Source organism: Hallella absiana (assembly GCF_025457485.1).
In the GTDB taxonomy this organism is placed as follows: domain Bacteria; phylum Bacteroidota; class Bacteroidia; order Bacteroidales; family Bacteroidaceae; genus Prevotella; species Prevotella absiana.
Genome location: NZ_JAMXSP010000001.1, coordinates 203,906 through 220,718, shown reverse-complemented (window position 1 = coordinate 220,718; position 16,813 = coordinate 203,906). Strand labels below are relative to the sequence as shown.

The window sequence follows — 16,813 nt, the reverse complement described above, 5'->3', positions numbered from 1 at the left end:
TTAAAATCCGTCTAAATCGTAATACTCATCCTCTAAGTCAAAGGACTTCTCTTTCTTGGTCTGCTCCTTGGGCTTGGCTTTCGCCTTGTCGGTCTGTTTGTTGTTGCCAACTTTACTGGTTGTGCCCTGTTTAGAGGTTGTCTGCTGTTTACTTCCTTGTTGTTTCTTATTTACCGGGGTGCCTACTGTTGTTGCCGGCTTCGTTGTTGCCGGAGCGTCGTCAAAGATGATTTCTGCGCCATTTGTCAGGTCGGGATAGAGCCTCGGCTTCTCGGTCTGGCCCTTCTCCACGGCTTTGTTACCCGTCTTCCCAGCAATTTCCACCTTCTTGCTCTCCATTTCCTTAGGCTTCGGGAGAAGTTGTTGCTTCCGCGTTTCCTGCTGTTTGGACTTGATAACAGGCGTTGCTGTCTTGCTCACAGTCTTTTCAGATTTTGTCGTAGGTTGGGCCGTCTTCGCGTCATCATCGTTTACTGTGATGATGGTGCCGCTCTGCGTCTGTTCCTTCTCCGGTTCCGTCACCACCTCTGTCGACTGACCCTTGCCGTAGTTCTGGTCATTGCCATTGTCAACAGGAATGAAGGTAGAGGACGCTCCCTGTGTCTCTTCCGGTTCCACCGTGATACCGTTGAGATAGTCGTCGACTTCTTTCTCCGTCATCGGCACCTTTTCCTTTATAGGTTGCGTGACGACTTCTGCGGGATCGATCAGCAGTCTGGCGGTGGAAATCTTCAATGGCGCGAAATGGGTGTTGTAGAACTTGGAATAGTCGTCGTAACTAAACTGCGCTCCCAACAGTGGAAGGTTGGTCTCGGAAACGATGAATGCGCGGGCTTTACCCGTGAGTTTTTGGATAGAAGGCTGTTGCAGCACCTGATTGGCGTACTGCCGTGCTTCATCGTAATTGTTGAAACCGGATATCCTCATGCGGTGGATGCCGTCCAAATCGTCAATGGCGATATCGAAATCACGGACAAGATAGCTTGTGAAGTTATAGCGGGCCACCTGGAATAGCAGCTGGTTCTCCCTGACAGAATCGGGAGCGTAGACAAGCAGAAAGCAGAAAGGTGTGTTGCGCTCATTGCTGAGCTTCATCTCTTTCTTCTTGTCTGCCTCGGTCAGCACCTCGGTACGCCGCTGCCAGAAATTGCCAATGTCGAAATGTCCGCCGTGGAGTTGCCGGCCGGCCTTCACTCCGTTGATGATCATTCCGGCCAGTTCGGTCAGCTTACTCTCGGGGAAACGAGCCACCAGAGAGTCCATCGCTGCGAGACATCCTTGGCTGTCGCCCTCATTGAGGCGGGTCAGTCCACCGATGAAGATGAACTTATCGCGGTTTTGTCCCTGGGGGAACCGCTGGGCCGAAACACGGTTGTTGGCCGCTACCTCGGTATAGCGCTCAGCCTTGAAAGCATCGTAGGTGGCACCATAGAGCGAGTCCTCGATCTGCTCGCCATAGCGTGCGTTGGACAGAAAGTTGGGATCAGAGAGCAGCGTTGTCCAATGGCTCTTGGGGAATTTGGCTTTCAGCGTCGCCACCTGTTGCTGAGCCTGGGTCGTTTCGCCCATGCGTGAGTAGAGCAAGAAGAGGTGATAGAGCACCTCATCGGCCTTCTCGTAGTCGGGATAATTGCGGTTCAAGCGCTCCAAGGCTTTGCGACTGAGTTCCATATTGCCCAACTGGTCCTTGAAGATGATGCCACTGTTGAACAATCCGTCGCAAAGAATGCTGTTGCTGGCCTTGAGTTGCTCGGCTGTGAAAGGTATTTGTGCCATGTAGTATTCTCTCGTGTGAGGATCCTCAGAGGGCTTGACCGTCTTGGAATCTTCTGCCGTAGAGTCAGCCGAGACTTCCTTTCCGGTGTCCTTATTATATAAGGAGTCAGTGGACGCAAGGTCCGTGTTGGCCTGACCATCGGCCACCACCGTCTTGTTGGCACGCTGCCAGTTGTCGACATTCTTGCGTTTTCCCCACAGCCGTTGGAACTGTTCCTTACCTTGCTGCACGGCCATAGGGTTATAGAAATACCAGGCGCCATTTTGCTGGAAGCCCGTCGTGTTGGTCTGACGCTGCGATGATCTCTGCTGTGTGCGCTCCATGTCATTGCCTTCCGACAGTCGGTTGGAGGCCTCCTGCACTTCCTGCGCACGTTTCTCTTCCTTTTCCTTCTTTTTCAAAGCAGTGATGACGCGGTCGATGGCTGCGTTGCGGTGCGCGTCATCCATCCTTGCCAGCGATTGCAGAGAGTCTTGGAGATGCACAGCTTCGGTATAGGGTACGAGTGCGTCAAGGACTTTGGAGCGCTCGGTAAGCTGTGCGTAGTCCTTCCGATCCTTGTCCAACATGCCTATCGCCAGGGTGTAGCAACGCTGAGCATCGGCAAAACGCTCCTTGTCCCAATAGAGATTTCCAAGTTTCAGCATCAGCACACCTTTCTCGACGCCATTGCGCGTGGACTTGGCACCACCCCGCTCGTAAGCTGCGATCGCCTTTGTCGTGTCGCGTTGGGAGAGGTATATGTTACCCATCGCATAGTACACTTGGTCGAGATACTCCTTGTTTTTATCTGAAGCCGCCATGCGTTTGAGCCGTCCGATCATTTTTCCCGACTGCCGCGAAGCCATCACCTCCGTCTGTGCCACGCGAGCATTGAGTTCCAGCTCATAGGGCGGATTGGCGCGGACAGCCCTCTGATATGCCTTATAGGCATCCTGATTCATGTTGGTGAGTGCATAAATCTGCCCGAGCAGGAAATACTCGCGTGCTTTCTGTTTGCGTCGCATCTCATGGCGGATAACCTTTTTCAGATGGGGGATCGCTTCGGCATAGTGCTGTGTATGGATATAGTAATCGGCCAAAGTATAGTCCCATTCCTTGCGGGCAACACTCGGAATGGAGTCACGTCGGGCATTGCGGATGACTTCCTCAGCATCGTAGATCCACCCGCTCTCCACGTAGGTCTTGGCCAGCCAAGCCTGAGCACGGCTGTAGATGGCCGGTTGAGTGGCATAGAGCCGCGACATATAGCTGAAGGTAGAAGCGGCTCCGTCGAAGTCACCTTCGTAGAACTGTGAGCGTCCCATCAGCATCCAGGCTTTCCAAAGAAAGGGATTGTATTCTCTGCGTTGTAGCCATTCTATGTCACGCTCCGTCTTTTTGCGGTTCTTGTCCCACACGGGTCTGCGCTTGATGCTATAGCGCTGTATGGCTTTCTGGCTTTTCTCTATTGCTCTGTCGTAGTTGGATTTACCCAACTCGCGGCTGTTTTTGTTGCCAACGGTATAGAGCGGAATCAGTTCTGTGAAGTTGTCTTTGTTGCCATTCTCCTTTTCCAGCGAACCGTCGATATAGGCCAGCGTACCATTATAATAGGTGTTGTAATGGGCGTTGAAGGCCTTCCACCAGCGAGTGCCCGCGGTGTTCTTACTACTGGAGCAACCTGCTATGACCAAGATGACGGCTGACAGCAGGACAGCGGATAAGAGATATGAGCTTTGGAACTTCACTTTGTGTTTTATTCTCGAATTATTTCACCATTGCCACATATTCGTCCTTTAGCATATCCGGCAACTCTATTCCCCTAAGGTTGAGGCTTCGTCCCCATGCCGCAACTTCTTCCGGGCGCAACGACTCCAGGACTTCAGCGAACTGCTCTACCTCTTCGTCGGTGTACTTATCGGAAGGACGACCCTTAAAGGCATCGAGTTCTTCATCTTCGAAATACTCGATAGGCTTTGTAGCTGCTTCCAACATGCAGTCTTGCTCGCATTTGTCGTTGAATCCCGTACAGGTGGCGCAACTGTCCGAGGCATCGGGGATGACCGGTTCCTCGTCGTGTCCACGATGACGGGAAAGCAAACTGGAGCCCGCTGTGATGATGCCCAGCACGGCGAGACTGATGAGGAGATAGACGATGATATTCATTGTTCTTCTTCGATAAGGAAGCCGGCTTGGCGCAAGTCGCTCCAGAAATGAGGATAAGACTTGCTGACGACTTCGGGATGATTGATGCGCAGATGGGGATGCACGATGGCAAGAGGAGCGAACGACATAGCCATGCGGTGATCCTCATACGTGTCGATAGGTTCGAAAGTAGGCTCGCAACGTCCGTGATCCCAAATCAGTTCGCTGTCATTCACGCTACGGATGAGGAAGCCCATCTTGCGGAGCTCGTTTTTCAAGGCTTCTATGCGGTCGGTTTCCTTGATCTTCAGGCTCGCCAGTCCCGTGAAATGGAATGACACGCCCAAAGCGCAACAGGCCGTCACAACGGTCTGTGCCAAGTCGGGACAATTGATGAAGTCGAAGTCTAAATGCTGCACACCGCCGATCTTATGTTTCAGAGTGGTAAAGGTCTCACCCGTCTTGGGATCAGTACAGAACGAGGTTTTTACACCTAAGAGCGAGAAGATGTATTTGATGATCGAGTCGCCTTGGCGTGAGCTGTCCATGAGTCCGTTGAGTCTCACCTCCGGCATGCTGTCGCCGAAGAGTGCCACCATCTCGTACCAGTAGCTGGCTGCGCTCCAGTCGTTCTCGATGACGTAGGGCTTGTTGACGTAGGGTTGTGGCTTCACCTCTATCGTGTTGTTGTCCATCCAACTGGCTTGGGCACCAAAACTACTCATCACCCACAGCGTCAGATCGATGTAAGGACGTGAGATGATTTCGCCTTGAAGTGTCAGTTGCAAGCCATTTTTCAGCATAGGACCAATGAGCAGGAGAGCTGAGATGAACTGAGAGCTGACGTTGCCGGGAATCTCCAGCTGGCCGCCTTCCAGTTGATGACCTGTGATACGAAGGGGAGGGAAGCCCTCCTCACCGACATACTCGATGTCAGCGCCCAGCGCACGAAGCGCGTCCACCAAGATGCCGATAGGTCTGTGCTTCATGCGTTCAGATCCGGTAATGACGTGTTCGCCGGGTGTGAGAGACAGATATGCCGAGAGAAAACGCATGGCAGTGCCTGCTGCCTTCACGTCGATGACCTTGTCGGTGGACTTCAAAGCGTTGATGACTACGGCTGTGTCGTCGCAGTCCGATAAGTTTGTGGGCACATGCTCTCCGCCGCTGAGTGCGTAGATGATCAATGCTCTGTTGCTGATGCTTTTCGATGCCGGCAGTTTGATGCTGGCGTCGAGCGTTTTCGGTGCTGTAATATCGTATGTCATAATCTATTGGTTGCTTATTTAATAATGGTGAATTTCAAATCCAGCGGGTGATTGTCGTCTGTGGCCCGTGTTCTGGTGTTGATATTGTTTTTCTTGGGTCCTGGAATGAGCGGACTATAGTAAAGCACGTTTCTGATGCGCTTCTTCTGATCTGCGGTAATCTGGAATCCCATCGTCAGACTGTAGTCCATGATGTTGTCCGACTCAAAGGTCTTACCGTCACATGAGTTTCTTGACAGCATCTTCTTAGTAATGCTGGGGTCGTTTTGTTCGAAGTTCAGCGTTTCCAAATAATTATTATAGTCGATACGATTATACGATGGCGTGTCCTTGCAGTAGTCGGTGTCACCGCAAGAGTCTACGGGCTGAAAGCCTCCGTCTTTCTTATCTTCCGTGAAAGCATGATAGAGACCGAGATAATGTCCCAGTTCATGTGCCATCGTGACGACGACATCTGCCGTGGAGAGCGTATGGGCTGTATGGTTGTCGTCTGTGTATCGGTCAGACTGGAAATAGCCACCACCAGAAGCCTGTGCGGCATAAGTGCTGTTGATAGAAGAGCAAAGCGGATATTTCAGTTGACTTTTGGCAATATACTGTGTCTTAACATTGTCCAGCCCCTCTACTCTGTTGTCTACCGTGTGCGGCATGTGAGAGATGCCCAACGTCACCTCATTGGAAGACGCTGACTTGAAGTTGAACATCATCACATTGATATATTGGTTGGGGTCCCAAATATATTTCACATTGGCACCGGTGTTGTCAGACATGAAGGCACTGACGTCGATGGGATAGTCGCCGTCGTACTTCACATATTCGACCCCGGGCGTTCCGAGCTTCTTTCCTTTCTCGTCCTTTTCCGCCAAGACGAACTTCAGATGCAGATTCTCGCTCTCGCCATAGATTCCTCCCTGATAGATCTCATTGACATATTGCAGCAGGTTTTTCAAACGTGCGGCAGGAATATACTGGGTCGCATCGGACTGGTCCTTATACAGGACATGGAAGATAACCGGCAACTCATATTCATAGTTGCTGTCTATCTCAGCAGTGTCGGTGACCAATTTGCTTTCGTCGACCGACACAAGGCCGTCGTCGCCCCCACAGGCTGTAAGCCCCAAGCACAGAGTTAGGAGCAGCCACAGGGCAAAATGTTTTTGATTGACCAACATCTATAGTACGTTCTTCATTATTTATACGTCTTGCAAAAATACAAAATATCCCTTGAAATAACGTAGTTACGCCCTATATATTTACATTAAAAACAACAAACAAATGAAAAAGTTGCCCGAAAATTTGGTGGATTCAGATAGAATGTGTACCTTTGCACTCGGTTTTAAAAACTACGGGATTTGGCGCAGTTGGTAGCGCACACGTCTGGGGGGCGCGAGGTCGCTGGTTCGAGTCCAGTAATCCCGACAAGTAAACAAAACCGTTGACTCGCTAGCTCAGTTGGTAGAGCACAACACTTTTAATGTTGGGGTCATGGGTTCGAACCCCATGCGAGTCACTCAGAGGGAGAGCCAAACGCTCTCCCTTTTTCGTTGGCTTCCAGTCAATTAGTTGATAAAACACTGATTCTCAGTTGCTTCGAGGGATTGAAATCAAGTGGACACGCTACGACATGATACGACAGGGATTGTCAGCTTACGACATAGTTTTGATACCCTGTTTGATACCCTGCTCGATATCCCTTCTCTGGTATCAATTCCTATCTGTTGTTCAATCGTGCTTATTGGTAAAAGTATGAACAATTTATCTGTTCGGCTGGTCTTTGATAGAAAGCATACTTCCTTTTTTCATACCTGTACGTCACCCCCGTATTTCCCCATCTGCTCTACAGCTCATTCTTATTTCTTTTACGAATCTATGTAATCGGAATTGCTCAACAACGAGAAGGAGATTCTAAACCTTTGTAGTGCTATTCTCATAATTTTAAATACAGCAACGTGTGCAAAGGCAGCAAACAAGGGATAAAACAACACCACCACGACCTTTCTATCGCTCTTTTGCACAAAGAACTGCATTTTATTGCCACAAAAAAGTAAATATTCCAAATATTTTATGTAAGTTTGCCATAAATATAATCAAGTCACCATGAAACAACACCTATTCTCTGACAAAGCAACTGCTTTTCGACAGTTAGCGTGGGCACTGCTATTGCTCTGCCTCTACCCCCTCACAGCCTCCGCCCAGCAGCAAGACAAGTTGCTCACGCTCCTTCGTGACCGGCTGAAATACAACTTCGCCGAGCTGCAAAAGCAGGCGGTGAAGCCCTATTTCATGAGCTATCGCGTGGAGGACAACAACACGCACACGATCACCAGTACCTTCGGCGTGCTCAACGGCAACAACGACAGTCACATGCGATCGTTTATCCCACAGGTACGCGTCGGTTCCATGGCACTTGACAACTACAAGGACGATACCGACGGCGGACGCCAGCAGGGAGCCACACTGCCCTTTGACGACAATGCCACCGACGGCATCACCACCAACTTCTGGCAAGCCACGATGGCTGCCTACGACGGAGCCGTAGAGGCATACGAGGACGCCAAGAGCAAGGCCGCCACGTCAGCCGCCGACGAGGACAAGGCACCCTGCTTCTCCAAAGCACCGGCCGAGCGCTACTACGAAGAGCCCGTTGATCCCACCACGACGAAGCTCGACGACCAGCAATGGGTCAAGAAGCTCAATGCCGTCAGCGCCGTGTTCAAGGCTGATCCTACCCTTCAGAACGGTACGGCAGCACTGATCTATGAGGTCAACCGATCCTATCTCGTCAACACCGACGGCACCGAGGTGGTGCAGAACCGGCGCTCGGCGCGCATTGTCATCCTCGCGCAGGCCATGGCCGACGACGGCATGATGCTGCCTGTGTTGCAGGACTTCTTTGCCTTCAACCCCGACTCGCTGCCCTCTGAGGAGCGTCTCGTCAGCGCAGCACAAGACCTGCTCAAACGTGTACAAGCACTGAAGGCTGCTCCCGTCGCCAACCCCTATACCGGTCCGGCCATCCTCTCGGGTCCGGCTGCCGGCGTCTTCTTCCATGAGATCTTCGGTCATCGTCTCGAAGGCCACCGCCTCAAGAAAGGCGGCGAGACCTTTAAGAATATGGTCGGCAAGCAAGTGCTGCCCACCACCTTCAACGTCTATTGCGATCCTACGCTGCGCCACTATGCCGGCGTGGACATGAACGGCAGCTACCGCTACGACGACGAAGGCGTGAAAGCCCGTCGCGTCGACAATGTCGTAAACGGCGTGTTGCGCTCCTTTCTCATGAGCCGCAAACCCATCGACGGCTTCCACGAGAGCAACGGACACGGCCGCGCTGACCTGAAAAGCGATCCCGTCAGCCGACAGTCCAACCTGATCGTAGAGACCACCAAGTCCTATACAGATGCCCAGCTGCGCGACATGCTCATCCGCGAGGCCAAGCGGCAGGGCAAGCCCTACGGCTATTTCTTCCGTACGGTGACGAGCGGCTACACGATGACGGGCGAAGGCGGAAGCATCAACTCGTTCAACGTCACGCCCGTGGAGGTCTACCGTGTCTTTGTCAACGGCAAGCCCGACGAGCTCGTGCGTGGTGTGAGCCTCATCGGCACACCGCTCTCGATGTTCTCCCATATCCAGGCAGCAGGCGACCGTCCCGCCGTGTTCACCGGCAGCTGTGGCGCTGAGTCGGGTTGGGTGCCCGTGACAGCCTGCGCCCCTGCCGTCTTTGTCAGTCAGATAGAGACCCAACGTGCACAGAAGACCGACTTCGTACCGCCGATCCTCAAGGCCCCTATATATAATAAGGAGTACCAACCGCTCACCAATGCTATCGGCAAGGATGTCGACAACGTGATCTTCACCGCCATGAGCGACGACATGAAACGGTCGATGGACAGCCTGCAACTCGAAGGATCGCCCAAGCCGTTTTATCTCGACATGATGGCTACACGCTCACGTGGTTTCGACATCACCGGCGAATTGGGTGGCATCTCCTTGAGCGACCAGACACCGTGGCACACCTATCTGTCCACCCATCTGCTTCTCGGCAACTATAAGAGTACCAACGAACTGCCGGGACAAGAGAACGTGCTCGGACTCAACAATGGCGAACAAGTCGACTACAACGACATCCGCCGCGCCTTCTGGCAACTCAACGACGCCGCCTATAAGCAGGCTGTGGTATTGCAGGCACAGAAGAACTCTTACTTGAAACAGAATCCTCCCTCGCTCGATCTGTCGAAGCTCCCCAACCTGCAACCGATGAAGCCGTCCACGCAGATCGTCGACGACAACTCCGGCTTCGACATCGACATGCCAAGGCTGGAGCAGACCGCCAAGCGCCTCTCTGCCGTCTTTGAGCACTATCCCAAGCTCTATCACACCTCGGTGAAGATCAGCGGAGAGCAGATGGTCTCTTACCGCCTGACATCTGAAAACGTGAAGATCAAGCAGCCCCATCACCGTGTCATCATCACTGCCGAAGCCTACTTCCGCGATGCCGACCAGGTGGAGCAAAGCGATGACTACACCTTCGCCTACGAGAGTACGGCTGAGATTCCTGCCGACGACGTGCTGGAAGCTCAGGTACGCGCCTTTGCCGACAGCTGCATGACGCTCTGTCAGGCACCCGCTATGCCGAAATACTACAAGGGTCCGGCCCTCTATGTCGACGGTGCCGCCATGAACTCTCTCGTCGACAACCGACTGATCTCAGAGCCTTCCTACGAAGAAGATGGCGACGACATCGGACAGAAGATCGGTGAGCCCTTCATCAGCAACATGATCTCTATCGTCAACCGCAACGACCTGAAGACCTACGAGGATCAGCCGGTCTATGGCCACACGACGGCAGATGCCGACGGCGTGACACCGGCTCCACAGTTCACGCTCATCGACCATGGCGTGCTGAAGGCCAAACTCAACGGTGCCGTACCTACGCTGTTCGCTCCCGCCACCACGGGCAGTGCACGTTTCTTCAACGATCCCGACAAGCCAAGCATCAGCACGGGCTTCAACACCATGCAGGTGCAGGCTACATCGACCACACCGGAGAAAGACATGTTGAAACTGCTCATCAAACAGGCAAAGAAACGGAACCTGCCCTTCGCCTACATCGTGGAGATGCCGCTCCGTCAGTCTGCCACACGACTCTACCAAGTCGACGTGAAGACGGGAGCCATGAAACTGATGAAGACAGACCAGAACATGACACCATCAGACGATGAGCTGATGAATATCCTCGCCGTTTCGAACAAGGAGGATCTCTTCAACGTCATCAATCCTTATACGTTCACCATCATCTATCCACACAGTTTCCTGCTCAACGAGATCGAGCTCAACAAGGCTACCATGGAGGTGCAGAAAGAGTTCGAGATCCCGTACCCGGTTAGCGAATGATGAGTGTTGAATGTTGAATGATGAATGGATTCAATGTTGAATGTTCAATGAAAACAATGATCAATGTTGAATGCTCAATGTTAAATATTGAATGGAGAATGTAGATAAGAGCTAAAAAGAAGTCATATAATATGCAGATGAGAAAGATTTTCATTGCCATGCTGCTCGTGCTCACGATGCCGGCCATGGCGCAAAGAGCAAAAGAGGAAATCAAGGCCGACCGCAATCTCGCGGCCAGCAACTATCTCGCCTATCCCGGACCGAAACAGAAGCTGACCAAGGCACCGGAAGGCTACACACCTTATTATATTAGTCACTACGGCCGCCACGGATCACGCTATCTCATCAGTCCGGCCCAATACAGCGATGCGGTGAACATCCTGGCCAAAGCCGACAGCCTCGGCAAGCTCTCGCCACGCGGTCACGACGTGCTCGACAAAGTAAGAATGCTGGTCGCTGAGGCGCAGGGACGCTTAGGTGAGCTGACACCATTAGGCGCTGAGCAGCACCGCGGCATCGCCCACCGCATGTACATGCGATTCCCGCAGGTATTCAACGGCAACGTGCACGTCGACGCACGCTCCACCATCGTCATCCGCTGCATCCTCTCCATGGAGAATGAGCTCATGGAACTGGCCCGTCTCAACCCACGCATGGTCATCACCAGCGACGCCAGTCAGCACGACATGTACTACATGAACGATGAGCACGGTAAATACAACAAGCTGCGCGACACGCCGGAGGCCCGTCAGGCACTCGCCGACTTCAACAAGAACCATGAGAACTACAGCCATCTGATGGGACTGCTCTTCAACGACACGGCCTACGCCCACACCATCGATGCCAACAAGCTCGGACAGCGTCTCTTTGACCTGGCCGCCAACATCCAGAGCACGGAACTCAGACATAAGTTCAGCCTCTGGCCGATCTTCACCGACAAGGAGGTCTATGACTCCTGGCAGCGCAAGAATGCGATGTGGTATATGTATTACGGTCCCTCACGACAGGCTCACAGCTATGGACTGCTCACGCAAGCCAACCTGCTGAACAATATCATCACGACGGCCGACAGCTGTCTGCTTCTCCAGCATCCCGGTGCTACGCTGCGCTTTGCCCATGAGTCGGATGTCATGCCACTGGTGTGCCTGCTCAACCTCAACCACTACGGCGAGACCATCGACGACCTCGAACAGCTCGATGACCGCGGATGGAACAACTACGACATCTATCCCATGGCATGCAACGTGCAGTTCATCTTCTATAAGCCCAACACGGCCACGGATCTCACCAATGCCGACATCCTCGTCAAAGTGCTCCTCAACGAAAACGAAGCCACATTGCCTATCTCTACAGACAAAGCACCTTACTACCACTGGAAAGATGTGCGTGCCTATCTCCTTCATCGGTTGGAGCAATTAAAATAGGCTGCCTTAGCTCCAGATGATGGACCTGTGACTGTTCAGCGAATTTCCCGGTGTGAGATATATTCGCTGAACAGATACGCTTCTGTCCCATGATTAGAAAAATCATTAAAAAGCGACAAAACCTTAATCTTTCTTGCTGAAAATGAGTAATTTTGCAGTATGATAATCAATGTAATGGACTTGGTACAGCTCAAAGCCTACGCCCGCCAGTATGGTGCGGCGCTGGCTTTGGTGTGGACTGCCAGCTTCTTGAGCATCGTCCTTGCTCCTGCCTCCGTGTTGGGCAGTCTGCTGGCGCTGAGCACACCGATCGTTGTGGGCTGGTTTTTAGTGCGCTTTCGCAACGACGCTTTGGACGGGCATATCTCCTTCCGTCGCGGCTATGCGTTTAGTTGCTATACGTTTTTCTATGCGTCTCTGCTCTTTGCGGCCGTGCAGTTTGTTTATCTCCGCTTCTTCGACCATGGCGCTTTCATGGCTATGCTCGGCGCGTCGATCAAGACGATGGAGGATGTCTACCGCCAAGAAGGTGCCGCTGCCTTGCAGGCTGTGGAGCAGATGAAGCAGACCATCGGCATGGTGGGACAGCTCTCGCCCTTGCAGCTGACCTTCGTCGTCATGATGGACAACCTCTTCATAGGCGCGCTGCTCAGCCTGCCCATTGCGCTGGCGTGCCGGACAAAGGCTTACATGCCCACCAACGGACAAGAGAACCACGGACAACACGAGCACGCTGAATAGCACCAAGCAAAACACTTACCAACCACCTAAAAAAGAAAGAAACATCATCATGGATATATCTGTTGTAGTACCCCTTTTCAATGAGGCAGAATCGCTGCCGGAACTGCACGCCTGGATCCAGCGCGTCATGCAAGCCAACAACTTCTCTTACGAGATCATCTTTGTCAACGACGGTTCCACCGACCACTCCTGGGACGTCATCGAGGAGCTGTCGAAGAAGGACGGCAACGTCAAGGCTATCAAGTTCCGGCGCAACTACGGTAAGAGCCCGGCTCTCTACTGCGGTTTTAAGAAGGCTCAGGGCAATGTGGTCATCACCATGGACGCTGACCTCCAGGACTCGCCCGACGAGATCCCGGGCCTCTACCACATGATCAAGGATGAAGGCTATGACCTCGTTTCGGGCTACAAGCAGAAACGCTACGACCCGCTGTCGAAGACAATTCCCACGAAGCTCTTCAACGCTACGGCGCGCAAGATCTCGGGTATCCACAATCTCCATGACTTCAACTGCGGACTGAAGGCATACCGCCGCGACGTAGTGAAGAATATTGAGGTCTATGGAGAGATGCACCGCTATATCCCATATCTGGCCAAGAACGCCGGATTCACCAAGATCGGAGAGAAAGTCGTGCACCATCAGGCCCGTAAATACGGTCACTCGAAGTTCGGCATCAACCGTTTCTTCAATGGTTATCTCGATTTGCTGACGCTGTGGTTTCTCACCAACTTTGGCAAGAAACCGATGCATGTCTTTGGTTTCATCGGCAGCATCGTCTTTTTCATCGGCTTCCTCTCGCTCTGCTGGCTCTTCGGTGAGAAGATCTATAACCTCTGCAACGGTGTCTATGGCGATCTGCTCAGCCAGCACGCCTCGTTCTTCGTGGCGCTCACGGCACTCATCCTCGGCTCGCAGTTCTTCCTCGCCGGCTTCATCGGTGATCTGATCAGCAGGCAAAACCCAAGCAGGAATGACTATCAGATTGAGAAGGAAATAGATTAAAAGGCCCTCTAACTCTAGACTCTCTCTAGCTCTCCCTAAGAGGGAGAGAATTGCAATACCCGGCAACAATAATAATAACATTGGCATCAACAAATATGCAAAATAACAACCATCCTTCCAACGGCTCTTTTCGATGGGCATTTCTCTCCCTTTTAGGGAGAGCTAGAGAGGGTCTACTCTTTCTTCCTCTCTTTCTTTTGCTCTTCCTCGCCTCTTGCTCCTCCGTTGACTGCCCTCTTAACAACACGGTGTATGCCAACTATAAGCTCATGGGCAAGGTAACGACGCTGCCCGACACGCTCACCATCTGGACCAGCCGCAACGATGGCAACGATACCATACTCATCAACCAACAAGTCAACACCGACAGCTTCACGCTGCCCGTGAGCTACGCCCGTGACCGCGACATCCTCTACCTCCGTACCAACCACACCATGGACACGGTGACCATCGACAAGACCAACATCCCGCACTTTGAGTCCGTGGACTGTGGCATGAACTATTTCCATGAGGTCAAAGGCATACACTACACACGCAATGCCATTGACTCCATCACCATCCAAAACCGCGATATCACCTATGATGCATCCAAGAAGCATTTCTATGTATATTTTAAGGAGTATCGTTATTAGTCTCTTGATGCTCCTCGCTCCCGCCGTCTACGGTCAGAAGAAGGCGATGCAGAAGCAGCCGCAACAGCCACGCCACCTCTCCAAAGAGGAGCAGGAAGCCCTGCGGCGCAAGGAGATCGATGACTCCATACCCTTCTTCCGTGGCGTACAGGTTAAAGTCGATGCCATCGGACTCGTTCAGAAGGCCGTTTCGGACTACGGACAGTACGAGGCCGGCGTGCGCGTGAACTTCAAGGATAAGTATTTTCCCGTCGTGGAGTTTGGTCTTGGTAAGGCTGACCACCGCGAGGTGACGACGGCAATCAGCTATCACACCTCCGCACCTTACGCCAAGATTGGTATGGACTTCAACATCATGAAGAACAAGCACGACATCTACCGTACCTATATCGGTGCCCGCGTTGCCGGTACTTCCTTTAAATACGATGTCGACAATCCCGCCATCATCGATCCTGTCTACGGCGGCAACCATCCGGTGCACGAAGAGGGCGTGAAAGCCAAGTACACATGGATGGAAGCACTGGCGGGCATCGACGCGAAGATCTACGGGCCGATACACCTCGGCTGGAGCGTACGCTACTACCGCCGACTCTCCCACGACGACGGGCCGCTGGGCAACGTCTGGTATGTGCCGGGCTTCGGAAAGCAAGCCTCCACACGCATCGGTGGCACCTTCGACATCATTGTGGAACTTTGATCCTATGACCTATGAAGAAAAAGAATGTCCTGAAAATCATCTTCCTTGCCGTTCTCGTCGTGGGCACGGTGCTGATCATCATGCAGCAGCGCAACACGCCTTATCAGCACGATACGGGTTTTGTCTTCGGCACGGAATACCATATCACCTATCAGTCCTCAGACGACTTGCAGCCGGAAATTGACAAGGCGTTGGCACAAGTTGACACAGCACTCTCGCCTTTCAATAAGCAGTCGGTGATCACGCAGGTCAACAACAACCGGCCGGTGAAGCTCAGCGAGATGTTTACTGAGGTGTTCAGCAAGGCCGAGTCCATCTCGCGTGAGACCGACGGTGCCTTCGACATCACTGTGGCACCGCTCGTCAACGCGTGGGGCTTCGGCTTTAAGTCGGGTGTGCATCCCTCGCGCCATATCGTCGACTCGTTGCGGCAGTTTGTAGGCTATAAGAAGGTGGCACTCGTCGACGGCCGCATCGTCAAGAAGGATCCGCGACTGATGCTCGACTGCTCGGGCATCGCCAAGGGCTACGGCGTCGACGTGGTGGCGAAACTCCTACGCGACAAGGGTGTCGAGAACTTCATGGTGGAGATCGGCGGCGAGATCGTCACGAGTGGCATCAGTGAGAAACGACTACCCTGGAAGATAGGAGTTACAAAGCCTACCGACGACGCTACGCAAACCAACCAGGAGCTGCAGACGGTGCTCAACGTCACGGACAAAGCCATGGCAACAAGCGGCAACTATCGCAACTTCTATTATAAAGGCGGCAAGAAATACGCTCATACCATCGACCCGAAGACGGGCTATCCCGTGCAGCACAACATCCTGTCGTCGACTGTGCTGGCCAGTGACTGCGCCACAGCCGATGCCTATGCCACCGCGTTTATGGTCACAGGACTGAAAGGTGCGCAGGCGATTCTCCGCAAGCATCCTGAGCTGATGGTCTACTTTATCTACGACGATGGCAAGGGGCACAACCAGGTGTGGTACTCGCCCTCGATGAAAAAGGCCATCGCGGAATAAAACTGTCGTGACGCATGGCCGCTGAAATCTTCAAGACGCTCGTCAGCTTTCCGCTCTTCATCGGCATGGGACGGGAAGAGCTGGAGACTATCGTGGCGAAGACGAAACTCTCCTTCCACACGATGCGCGAGGGAGAGGTCATCGTCGACACGACGACACGCAGCGGTATGCTCGTCATGCTCACCGACGGTACGGCTGTGGCTACGTCCTACTCCGATGATAAAGCCTATTGGGTGGAGGAAGACATCAACGGCCCCGTGCTCGTGCAACCGGAATATGTCTTCGGACTGGCACAGCGCTTTTCTCAGTTATGGAAAGCGAAGACCACCTGCCATCTCATCACGCTCGACAAGCAGGAGATTCTCAAGCTCAGCGACAACTCGCTCATCTTCCGTCTCAACCTCCTGAACCTGCTCTCCACGCAGGTGCAGAAGCGGCAAGCACTCTTCTGGCGTGCCGCGCCACACTCCGACGAGGAGTTCCTTCGCCGTTTCTTCCTGGTGCATTCGATACGCCCGGCCGGCAGGAAGGTTCTCCACATCAAGCTCACAAGAATAGAAAAAGAGCTGAACATCGACCGTCGCCGCCTGTCTGCCGTTCTCCGACAATGGGAGCGGGCCAACCTTGTGATATGGACTCGTGGCTGCATCTTCATTCCGGCACTGGAGAAGATCATCAACCGGTAAGCATGGACTTATGGTGCCACATGGCCGACGGAAGAG

General features: G+C 52.9%; 12 protein-coding genes and 2 tRNA genes. 10 read left to right on the top strand and 4 right to left on the bottom strand.

Annotated elements, in window-relative coordinates:
• From porW to NG346_RS00810, 4 genes are read right to left on the bottom strand one after another with little or no spacing between them, the layout of a single operon-like run.
• A complete protein-coding gene (porW, locus tag NG346_RS00825) occupies positions 1-3,507 on the bottom strand; it encodes a type IX secretion system periplasmic lipoprotein PorW/SprE (protein ID WP_262278780.1) in 3,507 nt (1,168 codons plus the stop codon).
• A 19-nt stretch (positions 3,508-3,526) separates the two neighbouring features.
• On the bottom strand, positions 3,527-3,916 hold the full coding sequence (locus NG346_RS00820; protein WP_262278929.1) for a hypothetical protein: 390 nt from the start codon (positions 3,914-3,916) through the stop codon (positions 3,527-3,529).
• Positions 3,917-3,921: 5 nt separating this feature from the next.
• Positions 3,922-5,172, bottom strand: a complete 1,251-nt coding sequence (locus NG346_RS00815; protein WP_262278781.1) for a 3-phosphoshikimate 1-carboxyvinyltransferase — start codon at positions 5,170-5,172, stop codon at positions 3,922-3,924.
• A gap of 14 nt (positions 5,173-5,186) precedes the next feature.
• Positions 5,187-6,344 (bottom strand): zinc-dependent metalloproteinase lipoprotein, encoded by a 1,158-nt coding sequence (locus NG346_RS00810; protein ID WP_262278782.1) that lies wholly within the window; start codon positions 6,342-6,344, stop codon positions 5,187-5,189.
• A gap of 174 nt (positions 6,345-6,518) precedes the next feature.
• Between NG346_RS00810 and NG346_RS00805 the strand changes: the two genes are divergently transcribed.
• From NG346_RS00805 to NG346_RS00760, 10 genes are all read left to right on the top strand, one after another.
• Positions 6,519-6,591: transfer RNA gene (locus tag NG346_RS00805), tRNA-Pro, on the top strand.
• Between the two features lie 18 nt (positions 6,592-6,609).
• Positions 6,610-6,682 (top strand) — tRNA-Lys (locus NG346_RS00800).
• A 587-nt stretch (positions 6,683-7,269) separates the two neighbouring features.
• Positions 7,270-10,569 (top strand): TldD/PmbA family protein, encoded by a 3,300-nt coding sequence (locus NG346_RS00795; protein WP_262278783.1) that lies wholly within the window; start codon positions 7,270-7,272, stop codon positions 10,567-10,569.
• A 137-nt stretch (positions 10,570-10,706) separates the two neighbouring features.
• Positions 10,707-11,993, top strand: coding sequence for a histidine-type phosphatase (locus NG346_RS00790; protein ID WP_396266654.1), 1,287 nt, complete (start codon positions 10,707-10,709; stop codon positions 11,991-11,993).
• Between the two features lie 159 nt (positions 11,994-12,152).
• Complete coding sequence (locus tag NG346_RS00785) at positions 12,153-12,734, top strand: DUF4199 domain-containing protein (RefSeq protein WP_262278785.1); 582 nt, start codon at positions 12,153-12,155, stop codon at positions 12,732-12,734.
• A 49-nt stretch (positions 12,735-12,783) separates the two neighbouring features.
• Positions 12,784-13,737: a glycosyltransferase family 2 protein gene (locus NG346_RS00780; protein WP_262278786.1), complete on the top strand. Its 954-nt coding sequence runs from the start codon at positions 12,784-12,786 to the stop codon at positions 13,735-13,737.
• A 95-nt stretch (positions 13,738-13,832) separates the two neighbouring features.
• A complete protein-coding gene (locus NG346_RS00775) occupies positions 13,833-14,369 on the top strand; it encodes a DUF6452 family protein (protein WP_262278787.1) in 537 nt (178 codons plus the stop codon).
• Positions 14,341-15,066 (top strand): DUF6048 family protein, encoded by a 726-nt coding sequence (locus NG346_RS00770; protein WP_262278788.1) that lies wholly within the window; start codon positions 14,341-14,343, stop codon positions 15,064-15,066. Before NG346_RS00775 ends, NG346_RS00770 begins: the two co-directional genes overlap by 29 nt.
• An 11-nt stretch (positions 15,067-15,077) precedes the next feature.
• Positions 15,078-16,091, top strand: a complete 1,014-nt coding sequence (locus tag NG346_RS00765; RefSeq protein ID WP_262278789.1) for an FAD:protein FMN transferase — start codon at positions 15,078-15,080, stop codon at positions 16,089-16,091.
• Positions 16,092-16,105: 14 nt separating this feature from the next.
• Positions 16,106-16,777, top strand: coding sequence for a cyclic nucleotide-binding domain-containing protein (locus tag NG346_RS00760; RefSeq protein ID WP_262278790.1), 672 nt, complete (start codon positions 16,106-16,108; stop codon positions 16,775-16,777).
• Positions 16,778-16,813 lie beyond the last annotated feature (36 nt).